This is a genomic window from Enterobacter cloacae complex sp. ECL411 (assembly GCF_021869665.1).
In the GTDB taxonomy this organism is placed as follows: domain Bacteria; phylum Pseudomonadota; class Gammaproteobacteria; order Enterobacterales; family Enterobacteriaceae; genus Enterobacter; species Enterobacter intestinihominis.
The window spans coordinates 1,506,422-1,528,593 of the sequence record NZ_CP091486.1 but is presented as its reverse complement, the minus strand read 5'-3'; the positions used below and the strand labels follow the sequence as shown (position 1 = coordinate 1,528,593).

Annotated in this window: 19 protein-coding genes; 5 read left to right on the top strand and 14 right to left on the bottom strand. The window is 56.4% G+C overall.

Annotation, left to right across the window (positions count from 1 at the left end):
• Positions 1-8 precede the first annotated feature (8 nt).
• The 5 genes from hcr (at position 9) to L3069_RS07230 (ending at position 6,527) form a co-directional block, all read left to right on the top strand.
• Positions 9-977 (top strand): NADH oxidoreductase, encoded by a 969-nt coding sequence (gene hcr / locus L3069_RS07250; RefSeq protein WP_038415762.1) that lies wholly within the window; start codon positions 9-11, stop codon positions 975-977.
• 238 nt (positions 978-1,215) lie between these two features.
• Positions 1,216-2,934, top strand: coding sequence for a ubiquinone-dependent pyruvate dehydrogenase (poxB, locus tag L3069_RS07245; RefSeq protein WP_022647603.1), 1,719 nt, complete (start codon positions 1,216-1,218; stop codon positions 2,932-2,934).
• Positions 2,935-2,972: 38 nt separating this feature from the next.
• Positions 2,973-3,974 (top strand): low-specificity L-threonine aldolase, encoded by a 1,002-nt coding sequence (ltaE, locus tag L3069_RS07240; protein WP_032624552.1) that lies wholly within the window; start codon positions 2,973-2,975, stop codon positions 3,972-3,974.
• A gap of 10 nt (positions 3,975-3,984) precedes the next feature.
• Positions 3,985-5,421, top strand: coding sequence for an SDR family oxidoreductase (locus L3069_RS07235; protein ID WP_038415761.1), 1,437 nt, complete (start codon positions 3,985-3,987; stop codon positions 5,419-5,421).
• A gap of 92 nt (positions 5,422-5,513) precedes the next feature.
• Complete coding sequence (locus L3069_RS07230) at positions 5,514-6,527, top strand: NAD(P)-dependent oxidoreductase (RefSeq protein WP_022647600.1); 1,014 nt, start codon at positions 5,514-5,516, stop codon at positions 6,525-6,527.
• Positions 6,528-6,671: 144 nt separating this feature from the next.
• Here the strand turns inward: L3069_RS07230 and L3069_RS07225 are convergent, their stop codons facing one another.
• From L3069_RS07225 to gspD, 14 genes are all read right to left on the bottom strand, one after another.
• Positions 6,672-8,498 (bottom strand): chitinase, encoded by a 1,827-nt coding sequence (locus tag L3069_RS07225; protein ID WP_022647599.1) that lies wholly within the window; start codon positions 8,496-8,498, stop codon positions 6,672-6,674.
• 134 nt (positions 8,499-8,632) lie between these two features.
• Positions 8,633-9,073: a type III secretion system invasion protein IagB gene (iagB, locus tag L3069_RS07220; protein ID WP_038415760.1), complete on the bottom strand. Its 441-nt coding sequence runs from the start codon at positions 9,071-9,073 to the stop codon at positions 8,633-8,635.
• A gap of 102 nt (positions 9,074-9,175) precedes the next feature.
• Positions 9,176-11,899, bottom strand: a complete 2,724-nt coding sequence (locus tag L3069_RS07215; protein ID WP_038415759.1) for a glycosyl hydrolase family 18 protein — start codon at positions 11,897-11,899, stop codon at positions 9,176-9,178.
• A gap of 253 nt (positions 11,900-12,152) precedes the next feature.
• Positions 12,153-12,950 carry an A24 family peptidase gene (locus tag L3069_RS07210; protein ID WP_038415758.1) on the bottom strand — a complete coding sequence of 266 codons (798 nt, stop codon included), beginning with the start codon at positions 12,948-12,950 and terminating at the stop codon, positions 12,153-12,155.
• Complete coding sequence (gspM, locus tag L3069_RS07205) at positions 12,947-13,432, bottom strand: type II secretion system protein GspM (protein ID WP_038415757.1); 486 nt, start codon at positions 13,430-13,432, stop codon at positions 12,947-12,949. Before gspM ends, L3069_RS07210 begins: the two co-directional genes overlap by 4 nt.
• Positions 13,429-14,562 carry a type II secretion system protein GspL gene (gene gspL / locus L3069_RS07200; RefSeq protein WP_038415756.1) on the bottom strand — a complete coding sequence of 378 codons (1,134 nt, stop codon included), beginning with the start codon at positions 14,560-14,562 and terminating at the stop codon, positions 13,429-13,431. The genes gspM and gspL overlap by 4 nt, the downstream gene beginning before the upstream one ends.
• Positions 14,563-14,577: 15 nt before the next feature.
• On the bottom strand, positions 14,578-15,588 hold the full coding sequence (gspK, locus tag L3069_RS07195; protein ID WP_038415755.1) for a type II secretion system minor pseudopilin GspK: 1,011 nt from the start codon (positions 15,586-15,588) through the stop codon (positions 14,578-14,580).
• Positions 15,585-16,238: a type II secretion system minor pseudopilin GspJ gene (gene gspJ, locus L3069_RS07190; protein ID WP_038415754.1), complete on the bottom strand. Its 654-nt coding sequence runs from the start codon at positions 16,236-16,238 to the stop codon at positions 15,585-15,587. Before gspJ ends, gspK begins: the two co-directional genes overlap by 4 nt.
• Positions 16,235-16,615: a type II secretion system minor pseudopilin GspI gene (gspI, locus tag L3069_RS07185; protein WP_022647591.1), complete on the bottom strand. Its 381-nt coding sequence runs from the start codon at positions 16,613-16,615 to the stop codon at positions 16,235-16,237. Before gspI ends, gspJ begins: the two co-directional genes overlap by 4 nt.
• Positions 16,608-17,093, bottom strand: a complete 486-nt coding sequence (gene gspH, locus L3069_RS07180; protein WP_038415753.1) for a type II secretion system minor pseudopilin GspH — start codon at positions 17,091-17,093, stop codon at positions 16,608-16,610. Before gspH ends, gspI begins: the two co-directional genes overlap by 8 nt.
• Positions 17,093-17,542 (bottom strand): type II secretion system major pseudopilin GspG, encoded by a 450-nt coding sequence (gspG, locus tag L3069_RS07175; RefSeq protein WP_038415752.1) that lies wholly within the window; start codon positions 17,540-17,542, stop codon positions 17,093-17,095. Before gspG ends, gspH begins: the two co-directional genes overlap by 1 nt.
• 3 nt (positions 17,543-17,545) lie before the next feature.
• Positions 17,546-18,754 carry a type II secretion system inner membrane protein GspF gene (gene gspF, locus L3069_RS07170; RefSeq protein ID WP_038415751.1) on the bottom strand — a complete coding sequence of 403 codons (1,209 nt, stop codon included), beginning with the start codon at positions 18,752-18,754 and terminating at the stop codon, positions 17,546-17,548.
• Complete coding sequence (gene gspE, locus L3069_RS07165; RefSeq protein ID WP_051979818.1) at positions 18,754-20,232, bottom strand: type II secretion system ATPase GspE; 1,479 nt, start codon at positions 20,230-20,232, stop codon at positions 18,754-18,756. The genes gspF and gspE overlap by 1 nt, the downstream gene beginning before the upstream one ends.
• A 14-nt stretch (positions 20,233-20,246) precedes the next feature.
• Positions 20,247-22,169 (bottom strand): type II secretion system secretin GspD, encoded by a 1,923-nt coding sequence (gene gspD / locus L3069_RS07160; protein ID WP_038415749.1) that lies wholly within the window; start codon positions 22,167-22,169, stop codon positions 20,247-20,249.
• Positions 22,170-22,172 lie beyond the last annotated feature (3 nt).

Sequence of the window (22,172 nt, the reverse complement as noted above, 5' to 3'; positions counted from 1 at the left end):
AGTAACTCATGACCATGCCAACCTCACAATGTCCGTGGCGGATGCAGGTTCATCACATCCAACAGGAGACGCCGGATGTGTGGACACTGTCGCTGCTGTGCCATGACTACTACCCGTACCGCGCAGGTCAGTATGCGCTGGTGAGTGTGCGTAATTCGGCGGATACCCTGCGCGCCTACACGATCTCCTCCACGCCGGGCGTGAGCGAATACATAACGCTCACCGTCCGTCGTATTGATGACGGCGCAGGCTCCCGGTGGCTGACCCGTGACGTGAAGCGCGGGGATTACATCTGGCTGTCTGACGCGCAGGGCGAGTTCACCTGCGACGACAAGAAGGAAGACAAATTCCTGCTTCTGGCGGCAGGCTGTGGCGTAACGCCGATTATGTCGATGCGCCGCTGGCTGGCGAAATACCGTCCTCAGGCCGACGTGCAGGTGATCTTTAGCGTGCGTTCCCCGGAAGATGTGATTTTTGCCGAGGAATGGCGAAATTATCCGGTGACCCTGGTGGCTGAGCACAACGCGACGCACGGTTTTGTCGCGGGGCGTCTGAGCCGCGAAATGTTGCAAAGCGTGCCGGACATTGCGGATCGTACCGTGATGACCTGCGGCCCGGCGCCGTACATGGAGATCGTGGAGAAAGAAGTGAAAGCGCTCGGCGTGGCCCGCTTCTTTAAAGAGCAGTTCTTCACGCCTGTAGCGGCAGCGGCGACCAGCGGGATGAAGTTCACGAAGCTGCAACCGGCGCAGACCTTCTTTGGTCGCGTGGGCACCACGCTGCTTGAAGCGCTCGAAAGCAATAACGTGCCGGTAGCGGCAGCCTGTCGTGCGGGTGTGTGCGGCTGCTGTAAGACGAAGGTGGTTTCCGGTGAATACACCGTCACCAGCACCATGACGCTGACCGATGCGGAAATTGCAGAGGGTTACGTGTTGGCGTGTTCATGCCATCCGCAGGGGGACCTGGTGCTGGCATAATCTGGCGCAGTGCCTCCATTTGTTGCCGGGTGGCACTGCGTTTACCCGGCCTACTTTGTACATGTTGGCTCTTCGTAGGCCCGGTAAGCGTTAGCGCCACCGGGCTTTTTGCCGGGTGACACTGCGTTTACCCGGCTTACGTTGTGCCTACTGCCTGTGCGTATGGAATACCAGGCAGCCAATACAGTGACTTTCTTCTAAGCTTGTAAGCGATATCACATAAAGGAGAAGGACCACCATGAAACAAACCGTGGCTGCATACATAGCGAAAACCCTGGAGCAGGCTGGCGTAAAGCGTATCTGGGGCGTCACCGGCGATTCGCTGAACGGACTCAGCGACAGTCTTAACAAGATGAAGACCATTGAATGGATGCCCACCCGCCATGAAGAGGTCGCCGCCTTTGCCGCGGGTGCCGAAGCGCAGCTCACGGGCGAACTCGCCGTCTGTGCAGGTTCCTGCGGACCGGGAAACCTGCACCTTATCAACGGTCTTTTCGACTGTCACCGCAACCATGTTCCGGTGCTGGCGATTGCCGCACATATTCCGTCATCCGAAATCGGCAGCGGCTATTTTCAGGAGACGCATCCTCAGGAGCTGTTCCGTGAATGCAGCCACTACTGCGAGCTGGTCTCGTCGCCGGAGCAGATCCCACAGGTGCTGGCGATAGCCATGCGTAAGGCGATCCTGAATCGCGGGGTTTCGGTGGTTGTGCTGCCGGGGGACGTGGCGCTGAAGGCCGCACCTGAAACCGCCACCACCCACTGGTACTCTGCGCCACAGCCAACCATTACCCCTGCGGATGAAGAGCTTAAAAAGCTGGCGCAACTGCTGCGATACTCCAGCAATATCGCCCTGATGTGCGGCAGCGGCTGTGCCGGCGCGCATAAAGAGCTGGTGGAATTTGCCGCTAAGCTGAAGGCGCCAGTTGTGCACGCCCTGCGCGGGAAAGAGCACGTTGAATACGATAACCCGTACGATGTGGGCATGACCGGGCTGATCGGTTTTTCCAGCGGCTTCCATACCATGATGAACGCCGATACGCTGATCCTGCTCGGCACCCAGTTCCCGTACCGCGCGTTCTACCCGACGGATGCGAAAATTATCCAGATCGACATTAATCCCGGTAGCATCGGCGCGCACAGCAAGGTGGATATGGCGCTTATCGGCGATATTAAATCCACCCTCGCCGCCCTCCTGCCGCTGCTGGAAGAAAAAACGGACCGCAAATTCCTCGATAAAGCCCTGAGCGACTATCGCGATGCGCGTAAGGGGCTGGACGATCTGGCCAAACCGAGCGAAAAAGCGATCCACCCGCAGTATCTGGCGCAGCAGATCAGCCACTTCGCCGACGACGATGCCATCTTCACCTGCGACGTGGGTACGCCCACCGTCTGGGCCGCGCGCTATCTGAAAATGAACGGCAAACGACGCCTGCTTGGCTCGTTCAACCATGGCTCAATGGCCAACGCCATGCCGCAGGCGCTGGGCGCAAAAGCGACGGCACCGGAACGTCAGGTGGTGGCGATGTGCGGCGACGGCGGGTTCAGTATGCTGATGGGGGATTTCCTGTCGGTGGCGCAGATGAAGCTTCCGCTGAAAATCGTGGTCTTTAACAACAGCGTGCTGGGCTTTGTGGCGATGGAGATGAAGGCCGGAGGCTACCTCACGGACGGCACCGAGCTGCACGACACCAACTTCGCCCGCATCGCCGAAGCCTGCGGTATCACCGGTATTCGGGTGGAGAAAGCCTCAGAGGTGGACGAAGCCCTGCAACGTGCCTTCTCCATCGACGGCCCGGTGCTGGTGGATGTGGTGGTCGCCAAAGAAGAGCTGGCAATCCCGCCTCAAATCAAGCTGGAACAGGCTAAAGGTTTTAGCCTCTACATGCTGCGCGCCATCATCAGCGGGCGCGGTGACGAAGTGATCGAACTGGCAAAAACCAACTGGCTCAGGTAAAACATTTCACAAGACCTCTTAAATGAAAGGGATGTGAAATGATTGATTTACGTAGTGATACCGTTACCCGTCCGGGCCGCGCCATGCTCGAAGAGATGATGGCCGCCCCGGTCGGGGACGACGTCTACGGCGATGACCCGACGGTCAACGAACTCCAGCGCTATGCGGCCGAGCTGAGCGGTAAAGAGGCTGCCCTGTTCCTGCCCACCGGCACGCAGGCTAACCTGGTGGCGCTGCTGAGCCACTGCGAGCGCGGCGAAGAGTATATCGTCGGCCAGGGGGCGCATAACTACCTGTACGAAGCCGGCGGCGCGGCGGTGCTTGGCAGCATTCAGCCGCAGCCGATCGATGCTGCGCCGGACGGTACGCTGCCGCTGGACAAAGTCGCGGCAAAAATCAAAGCCGATGATATTCACTTCGCCCGCACTAAACTGCTGAGCCTCGAAAACACCCATAACGGTAAAGTCCTGCCGCGCGAATACCTGAAAGCGGCATGGGATTTTACCCGCGAGCGCAAGCTCGGCCTGCACGTTGACGGCGCACGTATCTTCAACGCCGTGGTGGAGTACGGCTGCGAGCTGAAAGAGATCACCCAATATTGCGACTCGTTCACCATTTGCCTCTCTAAAGGGCTGGGCACGCCGGTAGGTTCCCTGCTGGTTGGCAGCGCGGACTACATCAGACGCGCCAACCGCTGGCGCAAAATGACCGGCGGCGGGATGCGTCAGGCGGGTATTCTGGCGGCTGCCGGACTGTACGCCCTGAAAAATAACGTGTCACGCCTGAAAGACGATCACGACAATGCGGCGTGGATGGCAGCGCAGCTGCGTGAAATCGGCGCTGATGTCATGCGTCATGACACCAACATGCTGTTTGTCCGCGTCGGCAATGAGCATGCTGCCGCGCTGGGCGAATTTATGAAAGCCCGAGGCGTGCTGATCAACGCCTCCCCGGTCGTGCGACTGGTGATGCATCTTGACGTTAACCGCGAGCAGTTGACCGAGGTGGTGAAACACTGGCAGGCGTTTTTACAGCGTTAAGGAGCATACCGTGCCGCAACGTATTCTGGTGCTCGGTGCCAGCGGGTATATCGGTCAGCATCTGACCACTGCGTTAAGCCAGCAGGGGCACCAGGTGCTGGCAGTGGCACGCAACACGGAACGCCTGCAAAAGCTACATTTGCCTGGCGTGACGTGTCACAACGTTGACCTTAACTGGCCGAAAGCGCTTCCTGCGCTGCTGGAAGGGGTCGATACGCTTTACTACCTTGTTCACAGCATGGGCGAAGGCGGCGATTTTATCGCCCACGAGCGTCAGGTGGCGATGAACGTACGTGATACGCTGCTGCAAACGCCGGTAAAGCAGGTGATCTTTCTAAGCTCGCTTCAGGCGCCTGAGAACGAGCAGTCAGACCATCTGCGCGCCCGGCAACTGACGGCAGAGACATTGCGAAGCGCCCTTATCCCCGTCACCGAACTGCGGGCAGGGATCATCGTCGGCGCGGGTTCCGCCGCGTTCGAAGTGATGCGCGATATGGTCTACAACCTGCCTGTGCTGACACCGCCGCGCTGGGTACGCTCGCGCACCACGCCCATTGCGCTGGAGAATTTACTCCACTATCTGGTGGCATTGCTGGATCATCCGGCGGCGGCGCATCGTGTGCTGGAGGCGGCTGGCCCGGAAGTGTTGAGCTATCAGGCGCAGTTCGAACATTTTATGCGGGTGAGTGGCCGCCGCCGCTGGCTGGTGCCCGTCCCCTTCCCGACCCGCTGGATTTCGGTGTGGTTTTTGAATGTGATCACCTCCGTGCCGCCGACGACTGCCAAAGCGCTTATACAGGGACTGAAACACGATCTGCTGGCGGACGATCGTGAACTGCGTGCCTTGATCCCTCAGGAATTGATCCCCTTCGACGATGCCGTACGCAATACGCTGAAAGAAGAAGAGAAGCTGGTGAACTCCAGTGACTGGGGCTACGACGCGCAGGCGTTTGCCCGCTGGCGGCCCGAGTACGGCTATTACCCAAAACAGGCGGGCTGTACGGTAAAAACCACTGCCAGCCTCTCAGCGCTGTGGGACGTTGTGAACCAGATCGGCGGCAAAGAGCGCTATTTCTTCGGCAATATCCTCTGGCAAACGCGCGGCGCGCTGGATCTGCTGGTGGGTCACCGGCTGGCAAAAGGCCGTCCTGCCGCCCCGTATCTGAACGTGGGCGATACGGTCGACAGCTGGAAGGTGATCATCGTTGAGCCGGAAAAACAGCTGGCGCTGCTGTTTGGCATGAAGGCACCGGGGCTGGGGCGGCTCTGCTTCACCCTTAAAGACAAAGGCGATCACCGCGAGCTGGACGTTCGGGCGTGGTGGCACCCGCACGGAATGCCCGGGCTGTTCTACTGGCTGCTGATGATCCCGGCACACCTGTTTATCTTCCGCGGAATGGCGAAAAGGATTGCGCAACTGGCAGAAGAAAAGCGGGAAAGTAATTAAATAAAACCCTTTTTCTTTCACCTTTCCCATTGCAACACATCGTAATTCACGAAAGAATGCGCACGAAATTCTTTTCAACACAGTGGATTGTTATGAAGGTACTGGTTACCGGGGCGACCAGCGGCTTAGGCCGAAATGCGGTCGAATTTCTGCGCAACAAAGGCATCAGCGTGAGGGCCACCGGTCGCAACGAGGCGATGGGCAAGCTCTTGCAAAAAATGGGCGCTGAGTTTGTCCATGCCGACCTGACGGAGCTGGTCTCCTCTCAGGCCAAGGTGATGCTCGCCGGTATCGATACGCTGTGGCACTGCTCCAGTTTTACCTCCCCGTGGGGTACCCAGGAAGCCTTCGATCTCGCCAACGTGCGCGCCACGCGCCGTCTGGGCGAATGGGCCGTCGCCTGGGGCGTGCGTAACTTTATTCATATCTCTTCCCCGTCGCTCTATTTTGATTATCACCATCATCGTGATATTCAGGAAGATTTCCGCCCTGCGCGCTTTGCCTGTGAATTTGCCCGCAGTAAAGCGGCTGGCGAAGAGGTGATCGACCTGCTGGCCCAGTCAAATCCGCACACCCGCTTTACCGTGCTGCGACCACAGAGCCTGTTTGGGCCGCACGACAAAGTCTTTATCCCGCGACTGGCCCAAATGATGCACCATTACGGCAGCGTGCTGTTACCGCGCGGCGGCGATGCGCTGGTAGACATGACCTATTACGAAAATGCCGTTCACGCCATGTGGCTGGCGAGCCAGCCGGAGTGCGATAAGCTGGTGTCGGGCCGCGCCTATAACATCACCAACGGCGAACCCTGTACCCTGCGCAGCATTGTGCAAAGGCTGATTGATGAGTTAAAAATCGACTGCCGGATCCGTTCCGTTCCCTACCCGATGCTGGACATGATTGCCCGCAGCATGGAGCGCTTTGGCAGTAAATCGGCGAAAGAGCCTGCGCTGACGCATTACGGTGTGTCGAAGCTCAACTTCGATTTTACGCTGGATATTTCTCGGGCGGAGAACGAGCTGGGGTATAAACCGATTATCTCGCTGGATGAAGGGATCGTGCGTACGGCGGCGTGGTTACGGGATCACGGGAAGTTGCACCGGTAAGCGTTCCAGCCTCATGTAGGCCGGGTAAGCGCAGCGCCACCCGGCAAAAAACAGAGAGTGCGGACTGATGCCCTCACCCCGGCCCTCTCCCACAGGTAGAGGGTGCAAACATTAAAACGGCAACCCGAGGGTTGCCGTTTGCTTTTACAGAGCCGTCCAGGCTTCAGCCCATGCCAGGCCTGCACCCGGCTCATAGTACGTCGGCGCACTGTTACACCAGCCGCTGTACGGGAACGGTTTGCACTGGAACAATTTACCGTGGTTGTTCACGATATCACCGGCGTTGTACTTGCTGTTCGCGCTCCATGCCGGGTAAGACGTATCTTCTCCGGATGGCGTTGCCGCTTTCGCTTTCACGTTCAGCAGGTAAGACGTGGTGCTGCTCAGCTCGCCATCGCTGACGGTCAGGCTCACTTCATACTGCTGCGCCGTTGCAGACTCAGGCGCCTTAAAGGTCACCACCGCTTTATCTTCGCCGGTCACGGTCTGGCCATCCTGAGAACGCCAGGTGTAGGTCAGCTTGTTGCCGTCTGCGTCGGTAGAGCCTTCCGCGCTCAGAGAAACCTGCGCGCCCGCTTCTACGGCACCGATTGGGCCCGCAATCTGCGCAACCGGCGCGTGGTTCACCGCGACAGGTTCAACCGGAGTTTCATCCGGAACTGGCGCTGGCGTTGGGGCCGGCGTAACATCTTCAGAAGGTGTTGGCGTTGGCGTGACCGGGGTTTCGTCCGGCGTCACCGAGGAACCGTCGTCATTCACGATATTCACGTTATAGAACTTCTGCACGCACTTGCTGTAGTCGCCCTCTTTGAACGCGCTGAACGGTGTCTGATAACCCACCAGCTGGCAAGAGTAAGTCTTGCCGTCCGGGGTATCCGCGCTCCATCCCCAGTCCTGTTCCCAGTAAATCTTCAGGGCGCCTGCGCCACCTTCGTCAAACTGCTTCATGTTGGCGCAACCCAACACTTCGTTCGCCGGAACAGGGACTTTCAGGTAGTTCGCAAATTCTTTGTAATACTTGATACGGTTCTGAGACTGCGCAATTTCAGTCGGGCCGCCGCACTCAACGCCACCGTTGATGATCTGGGTTGTTACACCGAAGCCCGGGACCAGTCCGTTGGCTTTATCGTGATCGTTCGGCTGCCATGTACCGTCGATCACCTGCAACATGCTTGGTTTTGGCGGCTGTGGATAGGCGAAGAAGAAGATAGCACTGGCCAGGTTCAGCCAGGTGTCCGCCACCAGCTCAGGTTTATCGAGCAGGGTACGCACGTCGCCGTACATCGCTTCAGAGAATGGACCGTAGTTGTAGTTGTAGGACAACTGTTTCGCACCGCGTCCGAAATAGCTCAGGAAATCGCCGTCTTTGTCTTTACCGCAAGGCCAGGTCTGTCCCTGCCAGACGTCCGGGTTACATTCGCCGTTATAGCCGCCCTTCTGCCCTTCGCTCCAGCCCATTTCACGCACGTGGACCAGCGCCTGACGCCATTCGGCTTCCGGACGCCAGCTTTCGTGGCCGCCGGTTTCCTGGGCAAAGTGGGCAAACATGGTCGCCAGCTCTTTGCGGCAGATAGCGTCGCTGTCACGACCGTCGTTGTAGGTCTTACACAGCGCCGGGAATTTACCCACGGCTTTCAGGAAGTTGCTGTAGGTATAAGCCTGTGCACGCAGCGGAAAGAGATATTCCCAGTCGCTGGCTTTCACAATCCCTTCAACGCGTTTGACGTTGTCCGGGTTCGCCGCGCGGCCTGGCTCAATCAGTTCGACCTGCGCGTTGTCCAAGGTCTGAATAGTCTCTTTAACGGAGGCCATCAGCGGGAAGTTAGTGAGCTCATGCTCTTTCTTCGCCAGATCGCTGGCTTTCATGGTGTACGGCTCGCCGGTGGTCGCCTGCAAAGAGGCGGCCTGCGCCATAAAAGGTGCAACGCAAGCACCAGCAACAAGTACACTCAGTAACGTCCTTTTGTTCATTTCAGTTTTCCTGTTCGTTTCAAATTAAATGTTAATATCCCGGCTTAGGTATTATTCCGTTAATACATAAACCACATTCAGCTGTTTTCACTTTTCGAAGAACACCTTCAGGAATTCTTCAAAAATAAAAAACGTTAATCGCGTGCTGCTAATTTTAATTGCTGATATTTAGCCCAGACCTTATGGGCATATTTCATCCGCTGCGGATAATTCTCTTTCTTCAACCCGGCGTTATAAGCGCCTACCGCTTCCCAGTTATAGCCATATACTCTTATCATTCCGGAGAGAATGGAGGCACCCACCATGATGGAGGTACACGGCTCGGTCATTAAGCGATACTCATCGATGCCTCTGCTTTCCAGCGCGGTAAAATGCGAGCTGTTGATTTGCATCAGCCCGACATCTCGCGTGCCATCGCGTTTTTTCCCAACCGCGTACGGATTCATACCGGATTCCACATTCGCTATCGCGTACAGTAAATAAGGGTCGACATGATAATAACGCGCCGCTTTATCCCAACAGTTTGCCAGAGCACCCTGGCTTATTATTAATAACAACAAAATGAGCTTTTTCATTTTTACCTGCTGACTTTATTGGTTATTTCTCCTTAGAAACATCCTGTAAAATGAATTTTTAATTACTCCCCCTCAGAAGGGGGGAGTAATTAATGGGTTAGATTATTTGCAATCTGTTGATGCGCCTTCTTTTACCCATACGTCGCTATTTGCTGGGTTATCACCACGGGTCCACCATTTCGCACGGTAAACGTTACCTTCATAGGTGGTGGTGTCGCCGCCGTTATAGACCAGGTCAGAACGCCAGTTCATCTTCACGTTGCTTACCAGCTCCCACGCGTCCATACCGAAGCCAGGCTGATTGCCCTGAGTCCAGTATTTCGCTTTCCACACGAGGTGGTCGAAGCTTACGGTATCGCCGTTGTTATAGATTTTGCTCGCGTCCCACGCAGCGTATTTGCTGGCGTTGGCATCGACAGGTGCATCGCAGCTGCCGGTGGTATCATCAGCTGGCGGGGTTACGTCGTCAGCCGGTGGTGTGACGTCATCGGCAGGAGGCGTTACGTCGTCAACCGGTGGGGTTACGTCATCGGCAGGAGGCGTTACCTCGTCAGCCGGCTTAGGCTCCACCGTCACCTGCACGTCAGACTGCACGCTGGTTTTACCGTCCGTCACAATAACGCTCAGGGTGTAGGAAGAGGTATTGTGCACTTCTGGCGCAGTGATGCGAACGTTCGCCGAATCAGTGCCGGTCGCGTTCATATCAGCCGGTACGCTCCAGCTGTAGGTCAGCGCGTCACCATCAGGATCGGATGCCTGTGCGTGCAGAGAAATTGCTTCACCGGACTGAACGGTAACGGCTTCCATAGCATTGATTACCGGCGCCTGGTTGGCTTTAGGCGCTTTATTCACAACCTGGACGTCAACAGCATTGCTCAGCCCTTTAGCGTCGGTTACGGTCAAACGGAAGACCAGGTTCTGGTCGCTTGTCACAGCCGGAACGCTAAAGCTGGCTTTTGCTTTGGTGCTATTGGCGATGGTCACAGAAGGGCCTGAAACCTGCGTCCATTTATAGGTCAGCGCATCGTCGTCCTGGTCGCTGGAAGCAGAGCCATCCAGGGTCACGGTTGCAGGACCGGTGACATTTTGATCGGCAGCTGAAGCCACTGGCGCATGGTTAGTCTCAACAGGCAGATCCGGGATGGAACTTCCGCCCAGAAGGCTTTCGTTCATGGCGTTCAGGATATCGCCGTTATCAGACTCGATAGACCATGCGAACAGTCCGCCCAGGTTTTTGTTCAGTACGTATTTGCCTTTCGCCATAACGGAACGGGCGTTATCGTACGTCACCAGCTCACCGGTGGACTTGTTGAACACGTACGGCGCTTCAGCCGCTTCGTCATATTTGTATTCCCAGCCCGGTTTGCCCAGCATCTGGTTGACGATTTGACGATAGTCAACGATACCGTTTTCCCATGTCCCTTTAATTGGTCCGGTTGCGGTGCCGGTAAATGGATTATCGCCGGTATAACCATGAACGCCGGTCCAGCCGCGGCCATACATACCTGCGCCTACCACGATCTTGCCTGGCTTAACGCCCTGCTCCAGCATCGCTTTCACCGCGTTATCGGTGGTGTAGTTAGTGTCTGGTTTCCAGGAAGCACCGTACAGGGCGGTCTGGTGGCCCAGATCGGTATTGCTCCAGGCACCGTAGAAGTCGTAGCTCATCAGGAAGATATGGTCGAGGTACTGCTGCGTGGTGTTATAGTCCACGTCTTCGATCTTATCTTTACCGGCACCGATTGCAGTAGTCAGCTCGTAGGTACGACCGGTTTCCGCAGACAGTTCATTCAGCATCTGACGCAGGTCGTGCATCAGCGCGGTGTAGGTAGCTTTATCGGTCTGAGGATTGCCGAGTTTGGCGTTTTCACCGCCGCCGCCCGGGAATTCCCAGTCAATATCCACACCGTCAAACACTTTCCAGGTGGTCAGGAAGTCTTTTACCGACGCCACGAAACGGTCACGCAGTACTTTGTTATCCATCTGATAGAACGGATCGGACAGGGTCCAGCCACCAATGGATGGCAGAATTTTCAGGTCAGGATGGGCTTTTTTCATCGCCATCAGCTGCCCATAGTTACCTTTGTAGGGATCGTCCCAGTTGCTTACGCCTTTCTGCGGTTTCTGCAACGCAGCCCATGGATCGTGAATGGCCACGGTGTAGTCCTGACGGCCAGCACAGGCGCGTTTCAGGGATTCCAGTGCACCTGAAGATTTGGCGCTGTCATTAATACCGTCACCGCCGCAAATTGGAATAAAGCCGTACAGCAGGTGGTTAATGTTCGCGACCGGGATCTTATCCGCAGAGAAGTTTCGATCGTAAACGCCCCACTCAGGGAAATAGGCACCGACGACTTTATCGGTATGCTGAGCGAAAGCTTTGTTATTTTCCAGCAGCGGCGTATTCAGCGGCAGCAAATGGCTTCCGTCGGTATCCGCCACGATAATCAGTTTGCTTGCGCTTTTGGTACAGCCGCTGTCGTTACACAGTTCGACCTGTTCCTGATAGCGGCCCCCTTTTTTGACTTTGAAGGTCGCAGAACCCGCCGCGCTGCCCGCGCCGGTCCAGACGGTCTTGCCGTCCAGCAGCACTTTTGCAGACGTTGGGGCGTCACCGCTCCAGACGTTCCATTCCACTTTTACATCAACACCCTCTTTATGCACTTTGATGAGGTTGTTGTAATCCTGTGCCGCCTGATCCACTTCTACCAGCGCAAATTTATCATTGCCCGATGTAATAGAAGGCGTACCCGGCGCAGCTGCAAATGCGGAGCTGGTGGCCGCCGCAATAAAGAGCGCCAGATATTTTGGTTTCATAAATTTCATTTTTATTTCCTGATAAATTTATTTATAACGTAATAACCCATGCCTTCCGTGAGATCATGGATGCGTTTCGCGTAATGCGTATTTAACCAACGTGAGTGCCGTAAACAAAAAATTGTTGCTGCGCTGTATTCCTCCATAAAAAGATACAAGCCAAATCCCGTGTAGCTTATATCTCCTACGATACACCGAGCGTAAAGAGTCGTCCTTCTCTCGCAGCATCAAAAAGATTTATAAAAAACCTTGACCAGTATATTTAAAATGTGAAAGCAAACTGCTGACTAATAAACACCACGATTCCAGAAAAGGCGAGGTAAGGACCAAAAGAAATAGTGAGGTTATTTTTATTTAAATTATTGACGGCGAAATAACCGACAATACCGCTTAACGCTGCCGCCAGTTCAATGGAGGGTAATGCCTGCCAGCCGCACCAGGCGCCCAGCGCCGCCAGTAGCTTAAAGTCCCCGTAACCCAGCCCTTCTCGTCCGACGATCAGACGAAAAGCCCAGTAGAGCAGCCAGAGCGACAGATAGCCCGCCACCGCGCCAAACAGCGCATCGCGTAGCGGCAATGTGTGGTCAATAGCATGGAGCACTAACCCCGCCCACAGCAGCGGCTGGGTCAGGCAGTCCGGCAACAACTGATGCTGCCAGTCGATCATGGCCAGCGGCAGCAAAAAAGCCGCCAGTAACCACAAAGAGAACAGCGCCTGAACGTCCGGCATGCACCAGGCCGTGATGCCAAAAAACAGCGCGGAGAACAGTTCCACCAAAAAGAGTCGCAGCGGGATCGCGCTGCCGCACTGGTGGCAGCGCCCCCGTAATAACAGCCAACTGAGCAGCGGGATATTTTCCCATGCAGCAAGCGTGTGCTGACACACCGGGCAGTGCGAGGCAGGAAAGAGCAGATTGCCGCTCCCCTCCTCATCCATCACCATTCCCGGTACGCGCTCGGCAACAACGCCGAGAAAACTGCCCATAATCCCGCCCAGGATAGCACTCATCATCGGGAAACCGAGCGGACAGGCCTCCCGCATCAGCGTGAAGGTATTCATGCGCTTTTTGACCAGGTAAGCTGCACCTGTGCTTTCACATCGCTGAGGTGGTCAACCGGCGTGAGGTTTATTTTTTGCAATGTCACGCCGGAGGTCTGATTAATTTCACGCAGCCAGCTTTTTAATTCATATACATTTACCCGATTCACCACGAACGATAAAGTTTGCCCCTCCTGGCGCACATCCGTCAGTGAAAGATTAATTTCATGAGCGCTGTTCTCGACCACCGTACGCGGATTATTCGTTTTAACTAACTGGACCTGAAGATGATTTTTATCAATTTCACTGCGCATCCAGTTAAGCGTCTCTTTTTGTCTTTTAAGCGTCGATTTACTATTTTGAATTATATTATCCAGGGGAATTACTCCTGTGTAATACACCGCAGCCGCCACAATGGCAACGGCACATATTTTTAAAATGATTTTTTCCCGGGCGCTGTAATTCTGATAGCGTGATTTCAGCTGCACGATTCGCTCTTTCATTTATGTTTCCCTGCGATCATGGCGGTATACGGTTCGGTTGTTGAAACAGGTTGTAAGGTAAAATCAAAATTCTCACTGGTCTGGTTCACAAACGCCTGCAACGCGGGCTGGCTTTGCGCGCTAACGCTCAGCGTCAGGGTGTTTTGCTGCGCATCGTATTCCAGCAGATCGATTTCCATCGCAGGGACTGACTGCCTGGCTTTCTCCAGCTCCTCAAGCTGAAGAAAGAACCCCTTGCTCTGTTTTTTCAGGCTTTGGCCAAAGTGATATTTGATATTGGTCTGCTGGCGCATGCTGGGGAAATGGTGCTGATAAACCTGAACGATCTCCTGCTGAACCCGATTTTCCTGCTGCACCAGCATCCAGGTCATCGCAATGCGCGGCCCCAGCAGCAGACCAACGGACAGCAGGCCCGCCGCTATCATCGCTGCTTTCATGCTTTTTGCGGCCTGGCCATGACCGGCCTTAAGGCTGAATTCACCGTGAAGCAGATTCATACGACAGGTTTTCCACTGCGGCTGGATCAGCACCAGCGGGTGCTGCCAGGCATGCTGTACGTCAACGTGAACGTCCGCAGGCGCGTCGCCGTAGCAACACACTTCCCCGTCTCCGGCTTTCTGCATCAACAGCGGCAGCAGGGTTCCCTCCATTTCACCCGCCACGTGGGGAGATAAACGCAGCCAGTAGCCTTTATCCTGTACGACCAGCGTGCTGCCCCCTGCCGCCACGGGCAGCAGCCAGGCATCAGGCAGGGCCTGAATCACGTTTAATCCGGCCTCGTGACAGCGGGTCAATGCCGCACGCAGGCGGTCGGCGTCAATGGCAACGGCGTCGACGTCAGCGCCTTTTTTGTAGAGCACTGTCCAGTGGAGGTTGTCCACGTCGCCAATCAGCGTCTCTTCCGCCATCCACGAGAAGGCCATCGCCTGAGAAGCCACCTTTTTCGGCAGCGTGAAATGGCGGAAAATCATGTCGCTGGCGGGCAGCAGGAGACAAACGCGTGTAGCCAGCGGGTGTTCGGCCAGCATCTCCAGGCTGTCGAGCACCTCGACGCGCTCGCTGCCGGACTCACAGCACATTATTTTCCCGCCCTCGCGGCTGTCGGGGCGAACAAAAAGTACCTGTTTCATAACGTTCTACTTTTCTTATTCAATCATTCGGTAACGACGCTGCCACGTCACGATCTCACCGGCTTCGTTATTCATCTGAAGCTGGCTGACCACGCGAAGCGTTAATTCATCGGTATTGCCGCTGTAATTCACGCGGAAGTACCGGCTGTTTATAGAAAATTGATCTGCCACCTGCGGGAGATCGTCTTTTAACTGCGGGAAGGTCTGCTCCAGCGCTTTGCTGAACGCGTCCATATTTTCCCAGCCCGATTCCGGACGTGTATCCAGCAGACGAACCGCGTCATCCTGCGTGAATTTTCCCGGAAACATGGCCGCCAGCACCATGGCCTGTTCCGGTTGCAGGGTGTTAACGTCCACCTTGCTGGCGGCGTCCGGCAGCGCGCATAACACCTTGCTCACCTTCGGATATGCCGTAACCGGGAACGCTGGCAGCAGTTTGATCTCCGCGATGCTGCGCATCATCTGGTTTGCCGGTTGCCGGGCGGGCACGACGCCAGCCCACGCATCGCTTTCGGCACCCTCTTTCGCCGTGGTGCTGTCACCATCGAGATAATCCACCAGCTGGAAATAGACCGCCTCCGCCGTGCCCGGACTGAGCCCGCTTTCCGTCAGGAGTTGTTCAACAATCCGCTCTTTACGCGGTTTTTCCGCCACAGCGGGAGCGCTTTGCCCCTGGGGCGCGACGTCGGCGGTCAACAGGTTATTGACGTTAAAGCAGTCCTGAGCGTCTTCCACCTGGCTCACGACCGTGTAGTCTTCTCCCTGCGTCTCCAGCGGCTGATGCCAGTCGCCGTCCAGCGCCAGCGGCTTGCTCTCGCCGCTGGCATCGGTCTGTAACCTGTCCTTCACCACTTTTTCCTGGGCCTGCATCGCCCAGCGCAGCTGCTGCTGGCTTATCTGATAATGCGTTTTCTGCAAATTACGGCAGAACTGCTGGCTGATTTTGGCGGCCAGCGCCGACATCATCACCAGCAAAATCAGCACCACCAGCAGAGCGACGCCCTTTTGTTGACGGATTCGGTTCATGGTCTGGTCTCCGGCGAAGGCGCAGGGGCTGCGTCCGGAGTCGTCGCAGGCGCGTCGGCGGCTTTCTCTGGGGCAGCGGCAGCGGCCACCTCCGGCATATCCCCCGGCGTGGTGAACACCCAGCGCCAGGTATCCCCGTTTTCCATCGTCAACGTGACCTCCACGCCGTCCGGCAGATGGGCGGCGTCGTGCCAGGCTGTCTTCCAGCCCTGACGATAAAACCGCCACTGCAATGCTTTTACGCCGCTGACAATCGGCACTTCGTCAGGCTTAACGTCCACCGGGCCGTCAATGACCGGCCAGACGTCGCGGTACAAACGCCCCTCTTCCAGCCGCCAGCGCACGCGCTCCAGCTGGACCGTTCCGCTCACGCCATTCAGGGTGGTCAGTTCAAGGGCATCGCCCTCCTGACGGAACCGCTCTGGCTCATTACGCGGCGCTCGCGCCTGTAGCTGGAAAAAATCGCGCTCCATCAGACTCCAGCCGCGCTGAAGCTGGTTGAGCTTAGCGGCGCTGGCATCGGTGGCCGAGCTGGTACGCATCGCGCCGTCCAGAATTTGCCAGGCCAGGGTGCTGATTACCGCGAAAATAGTCAGCGCAATCATGATCTCCAGCAGGGTAAATCCGCGCTGGCGTCGCGTTTTCTTCACTTGCTCTCTCCCGGCGGAATGATGTGCAGGGAAATAACCGGCTGGCTCTCATCGCCTTCCGCATAGACGCGAATGGAGTTCGCCCAGCCGTTGTCGGCGGTTTTCACCCGCTGCTTACGCCAGTTCCAGCTGCGCCCGCCCATGATTTCCGTCCCCTGCTGCTCAGCATCCGGGAAGTCGGTTTTGGTGAGCTGCGCTTCCGCCAGCTGATTTTCCGCCACCCAACTGGCCTGCAAGGTATCGGCCAAGCCATGGGTAAAACGCACGTTCAGGGAGACCGAGTTCATTAGCGCCAGCGCGGCGGTGGAGAAAATCACCAGCGCGACCATCACCTCCAGCAGCGTCATCCCCTTTTGCTTTGTGTTGTCGTTAGCCATCGTTTTCTACCGATACCGGCGCCGCACCCTGCGACACCACGCGGAAATGGTGCTGTTTGTCGTAACTTTGCAGCGTCAGCGTAAAGCGGCTGATTTCACCGTCCGGTAAAAAGATCACCTGTGGCTCGGACGCCACCGTCGCGGCCAGGCGCTGCGGCGAGAGCGACACGTGCATCTCTTCCGGAAAATCACCTTTGGTGGTAATACGTCCGGCAGATAATGGCACCCAGTGACGCTCGCCATTTTTATCCGCGCTCGTCACCAGCTGATATTTATCAGTGGCGATCACCAGCCCGACAATATTTCCGTCCATCACCGCACGGTCTGAACCATAATCAACGAGCGCTTTTAATTGCTGGCCAAATATATCCGCGCCGCTGCGCGATGGAATGGTGGACACCACCATCATGGCGCAGCTGGCAAATATCACCAGCGCCAGAATAATTTCCAGCAACGTAAAGCCGCGTTGATTTTTCATTACTTCTCGTTCTTATCCAGAGACCAGTTGGTAATGTCATCGGCAGTATTCGCTTCGCCGTCCGGACCCGCAGAGAAAATGTCCACCGCACCGTGTTCACCTGGGCTGACCAGAATATAATCGCTGCCCCATGGATCCTGCGGCAGGCGGCGAATATAGCCATCCGTGCGATAGCCGTTCGGGATTGGTGCGATTTCCGGTTTCGTCACCAGCGCCTGCAAACCCTGCTCTGTGGTCGGGTAGCGGTGGTTGTCAAGCTTATACATATCCAGCGAGCCTTCGAGCGCGACAATATCGCTGGTCGCCTTTTGCGTATCCGCTTTTTCTTTATTACCCATTAAGTTTGGCACTACCATACTCGCCAGAACGCCAAGAATAACAATCACCACCATTAATTCGAGCAATGTGAAGCCCGCCTGGCGAGCCAGGTTTTTACGTTTTAGAGCCATGATTTAACCTACCATATTATTAAGTTGCAGAAGCGGTTGTAATATTGAAAGAACGATGAATAAAACAATCGTCGCCATGGATACCACCAGCGCCGGTTCAAATACCGACAGCGTTAATGTAATTCGATGCTGTAATGCCGATTCCTGATTTTCCGCCGCGCGATCCATTAAATTACCTAATTCCCCGCTCTCTTCACCGGAGGCAATCATATACAGCATGGTTGGCGGGAATAATTTCGCCTGTTCCAGCGCCGCATACAGCGACGCCCCCTGACGTACGGTATCGGCGGCCTGCTCCAGCACCTGCCGGGCATAGAGATTTTCAATACCGTCCATCGCGATATACATCCCCTCCAGCAGCGGCACGCTGCTGGCCTGCAAAATGCTCAGGGTACGGATATAGCGGGCGCTGTTGATGGCGCACACCAGCTTTTTAATCGGCGAGCCGTTCACCAGACAGCTGTGCCAGCGAAAACGGTTTTTCACGTTTCGCACCCAGGTTTTGAAGCCGACGAACGCCCCCGCCAGGCTGCCGACAATATAGATACCCCAGGCTTGCAGGAAATCACTTACCGCAATCAGCGTCCGGGTGGTGATCGGCAGTTGCTGTTTCATGTGGGTAAACTGCTCAATCACCTGCGGCACCACCGCCACCAGCAGAATGCCGATCACCGCGATAGCGACCACGGTGAGGGTAATCGGGTAGACCATCGCCTGCGTCAGCTTGCATTTCATCTTCTGGCGCTGTTCGTTGTACTCCGCCAGCTTCTCCAGCACGTCGCCCAGGTGGCCGGTCTTTTCACCGGCCATCACCAGCGTGCAGTAAAGTTTGTCGAAGGTGCGTGGAAACTGGCTAAAGGCGTCGAACAGCGTATGCCCCTCGACCACCTTCTCGCGGATCTCCATCACCATCGCCGCCAGCTTTTTATCTTCCGTCTGCTTAGAGATCGCCTTCAGCGCACTTTCCAGCGGCAGCGCGGCGTTCACCAGCGTCGAAAGCTGACGGGTAAACATCGACAGCACCGGGGTAGAGAGCTTCGCCCCGGTTTTCGCTTTCCCGCCTGTCGCCGTTTCGCGGGTTTCGGTGATACTCACGGGCATCAGCTTTTGCTCGCGAAGCCACTGGCGAACCTGCTTCTGTCCCTCGGCCTGTAACGTCCCGCGCTGGGTTTTTCCCGCGGCACTCGTCGCCGTCCAGGCGTAGAAGGCCATTACGCATCCCCCCCACGCTCGGCGGTGACGCGCATGACTTCTTCCAGAGACGTCACGCCGCCGATCACCTTCAGCAGCCCGTTTTCACGCAGGCTGTAGGCCTGCTTAAAGAGCTGCGTTTCGATGGACATTTCGTCCTTATCTTCATGGATGGCGCGGCGCATGGTACTGTCCACCACCAGAAACTCATGAATACCGGCGCGGCCCTGATAGCCGCTCTGACGGCAGTGTTCACACCCCACCGCGCGATAAATCGCTTTTGGTGGCGCGTCCATAAAGCTGAACAACGCTTTTTCATTGGCATCCAGCGGACTGGTGGTCCGGCAGTGCGTACACAGCCGACGCACCAGACGCTGGGCAATGACACCGAGCAGCGATGAACCGATTAAAAACGACTCCAGCCCCATATCCCGCAGACGGGTTATCGCCCCTGCGGCACTGTTGGTATGCAGCGTCGACATCACCAGGTGACCGGTCAGCGACGCCTGCACCGCGATCTGGGCGGTCTCACCGTCGCGAATTTCCCCGATCATCACCACGTCCGGATCCTGACGCAGAATCGCGCGCAGCCCGCGGGCAAAGGTCATGTCCACGCGCGGGTTAACCTGCGTCTGCCCCACGCCTTCCAGCTCGTATTCGATCGGATCTTCCACGGTCAGAATGTTGCGCTCGTGACCGTTCAGCGCCGAAAGAATGGCGTACAGCGTGGTACTTTTACCGGAACCCGTCGGGCCGGTAACGAGGATGATCCCATGCGGGCGGTCAATCAGCCCTTTCAGCTTCTCCAGCTCTTCATCAATCAGCCCAAGCTTGTTGATGTCGGGCTTGAGATTGCTTTTATCGAGCAGGCGCATGACCACGCGCTCGCCGTACTGGGACGGAATGGTCGACACACGCACATCGATGGCCTTACGGCCAATGCGCAGGGAGATACGTCCATCCTGGGGGAGACGTTTCTCGGCGATGTCGAGTTTCGACATCACCTTAATACGCGACACCAGCAGCGGCGCGAGCTTACGCGCCGGTTGCAACACCGGGCGCAGCACGCCGTCAACGCGGAAGCGGATGCTCAGCGTGCGCTCGAAGGTTTCGATATGAATATCCGACGCGCCGTCCTTCACCGCCTCGCCGAGAATGGCGTTGATCAGGCGGATCACCGGTGAGTTTTCGTCGTTATCGAGCAGATCTTCGTTATCCGGGATCTCCTCGGTTAAGGCCATCAGATCGATATCCGCGTCCATGTCGTCCACCAGCTGCTGCGACACGCCGCTGCTCTGCTGCCAGATTTTGGCCAGCATCTCGTCAAACGCTTCCGGCGTCACAGTGACGGGGATGAAAGCACGGCCCAGCACCCGGCGCACCTCCAGCAGAGCATGCGCAGGAGTGTCGCCCCGGATATAGACATCATTGTTGTAAAACAGAACGCCGTTATCTTTTGCGTAGTTGCTGCTACACAGTGTTTTACTCAGTTCGTCCACGTTACCCCTCCGCGCTATTCTTTAAACGGATTGCGCGTGGCGCTGGTTTTCACCGGTGCGGCGCCAGTGCTTGCAGAGGGAAACGCGGGCAGGACGGCGTTGTCAGTCGGCTCAACAATACCGAGCTTTTTCTCCTCCACTCGCTGCATCTGGCGCACCCGGATCTGGTCATATTTCTCTTTCGAGGCCGCGCTGTAGTTGTCGTCGTCACGCAGGACGGTGGTATGAATAAACACCATCAGGTTGCGTTTGGAAGTATCCTGCGAGGTGTAGCGGAACAGCTGACCGACCAGCGGGATATCGCCGAGCAGGGGCACTTTGGACACGGACTGTTTGGTCACATTTTCCATCAGACCGCCGAGCACCACCGTCTGACCACTGTGGACCATCACTTCGTTATTAATCGTGCGCGTGTTGAAGGTTGGGCCGAGGCTGGAGTCTTCCGTCGCGCTGTTGTCGACACTCGACACTTCCTGCTCAATCTTCAGATGGATCATGTCGCCATCGTTAATCTGCGGCACAATCTTCAGCTTGGTCCCTACGGTTTTACGCTCAACCGAGTTAAAGACGTTGTCGCCGCTGGTGGTTTGCGAACCGGAAAGCACCGGCACATCCTGACCGACGTTGAACGACGCTTCTTTGTTATCCAGCGTGACCACGCTTGGCGTGGAGAGGATGTCATTTTTGCCGTCAGTGGAAAGCGCGGTCACCAGCGCACCGAAGTCACCGTTAAAGAAGCCGGTCGCAAGGCCAGTGAAACTTGCCCCTTTCATGGTGCCATTTTTAATCTGGCTGATTGGCAGGCCGGTGGAGCCAAACTGCACCCCGCCGTGCTTGCTGGTCCACTGCACGCCAAGATCCAGGCCGTTACCGTCCTGCACTTCGGCAATGATCGCTTCCACCAGCACCTGCGGACGGCGAATATCCAGCTTGTCGATCACTTTCTCGAGGGAGTTCATCACGTTAGGCTGTGCGGTGATCACCAGGGAGTTGGTTGACTCGTCGGCGGTAATATTCAGATCGGTTGAGGTGCTCGCGGATTTCGCTTTGGCCGCACCCGGCTTGTCTTTCAGCTGCTCACCAATCCCGGTGAGAACCGGCACCACTTTGGTGGCGCTGGCATACTTGAGGTAGAAGACGCGGGTATTGCCCTCGTTATTCTGCTCACGATCCAGCTGATGAATAAGGGAACGGGTGCGCGCCCGCGCATCTTCCGCGCCGCTGATCACCAGGCTGTTGGTTTCGTCATCCGCGACGACTTTAGTCGCCAGCTGCGGCGCGTTCTGCCCTTTCTGTTCTTCATTGTTGAGGTTATTCAACATCTCCGAGAGTTCTTTGGCGGACGCAAAGCGCAGCGGGATGATTTCGCGACGCTGGATGCCGTCTTTATCGACGCGCTGCACCAGATCCACCAGCCGGTTCACCACCGAGGCTTTACCGGTTAACAGCAGGACGTTGGACGGCTCAAAGTGGACCACGTTCCCGATACCGGTGGCATCGTTGAGCTGACGCAGCAGCGGGGCCAGCTCACGAACAGGCACGTTTTCCATGCGCACCACGCGGGTGATGATCTCATCACCTTTGCCCGGATTTTTGCTGTCTGCCAGCGGCGCACCGGCGGTACGCGCCACGCTTGAGCGCACCACTTTGACCATGCCGTTGTCCATCGGGATCACCGACAGGCCGTAGAGATCCAGCACGCTCAGAAAGAATTGATAGTACTCATCTTCCGTCAGCACGTTGTAGGTTCGGACCGAGACGGTTCCCTGGACGGACGGATCGACCAGAATGGTTTTATTGAGATTGCGGCCTACCGTATCGATAAACTCGCGAATATCAGTATTTTTAAAACTCGCGCTAAAGTTAGCTGCAAGCAGCGAACTGGAATATAACGACAATGCGGTCAGCGCCACGCACGCCCAGGGAATTTTTTTCATGTC

What these genes read in the sequence shown, in the direction of transcription:
- L3069_RS07210 (WP_038415758.1), bottom strand. Translation starts at nt 12,950, where the DNA reads ATGAATACCTTCACGCTGATGCGGGAGGCCTGTCCGCTCGGTTTCCCG.
- L3069_RS07225 (WP_022647599.1), bottom strand. Translation starts at nt 8,498, where the DNA reads ATGAACAAAAGGACGTTACTGAGTGTACTTGTTGCTGGTGCTTGCGTT.
- gspK (WP_038415755.1), bottom strand. Translation starts at nt 15,588, where the DNA reads ATGAACCGAATCCGTCAACAAAAGGGCGTCGCTCTGCTGGTGGTGCTG.
- gspF (WP_038415751.1), bottom strand. Translation starts at nt 18,754, where the DNA reads ATGGCCTTCTACGCCTGGACGGCGACGAGTGCCGCGGGAAAAACCCAG.
- gspL (WP_038415756.1), bottom strand. Translation starts at nt 14,562, where the DNA reads ATGAAACAGGTACTTTTTGTTCGCCCCGACAGCCGCGAGGGCGGGAAA.
- gspG (WP_038415752.1), bottom strand. Translation starts at nt 17,542, where the DNA reads ATGGCTCTAAAACGTAAAAACCTGGCTCGCCAGGCGGGCTTCACATTG.
- gspI (WP_022647591.1), bottom strand. Translation starts at nt 16,615, where the DNA reads ATGGCTAACGACAACACAAAGCAAAAGGGGATGACGCTGCTGGAGGTG.
- L3069_RS07230 (WP_022647600.1), top strand. Translation starts at nt 5,514, where the DNA reads ATGAAGGTACTGGTTACCGGGGCGACCAGCGGCTTAGGCCGAAATGCG.
- ltaE (WP_032624552.1), top strand. Translation starts at nt 2,973, where the DNA reads ATGATTGATTTACGTAGTGATACCGTTACCCGTCCGGGCCGCGCCATG.
- gspH (WP_038415753.1), bottom strand. Translation starts at nt 17,093, where the DNA reads ATGAAAAATCAACGCGGCTTTACGTTGCTGGAAATTATTCTGGCGCTG.
- gspM (WP_038415757.1), bottom strand. Translation starts at nt 13,432, where the DNA reads ATGAAAGAGCGAATCGTGCAGCTGAAATCACGCTATCAGAATTACAGC.
- poxB (WP_022647603.1), top strand. Translation starts at nt 1,216, where the DNA reads ATGAAACAAACCGTGGCTGCATACATAGCGAAAACCCTGGAGCAGGCT.
- hcr (WP_038415762.1), top strand. Translation starts at nt 9, where the DNA reads ATGACCATGCCAACCTCACAATGTCCGTGGCGGATGCAGGTTCATCAC.
- iagB (WP_038415760.1), bottom strand. Translation starts at nt 9,073, where the DNA reads ATGAAAAAGCTCATTTTGTTGTTATTAATAATAAGCCAGGGTGCTCTG.
- gspD (WP_038415749.1), bottom strand. Translation starts at nt 22,169, where the DNA reads ATGAAAAAAATTCCCTGGGCGTGCGTGGCGCTGACCGCATTGTCGTTA.
- L3069_RS07215 (WP_038415759.1), bottom strand. Translation starts at nt 11,899, where the DNA reads ATGAAATTTATGAAACCAAAATATCTGGCGCTCTTTATTGCGGCGGCC.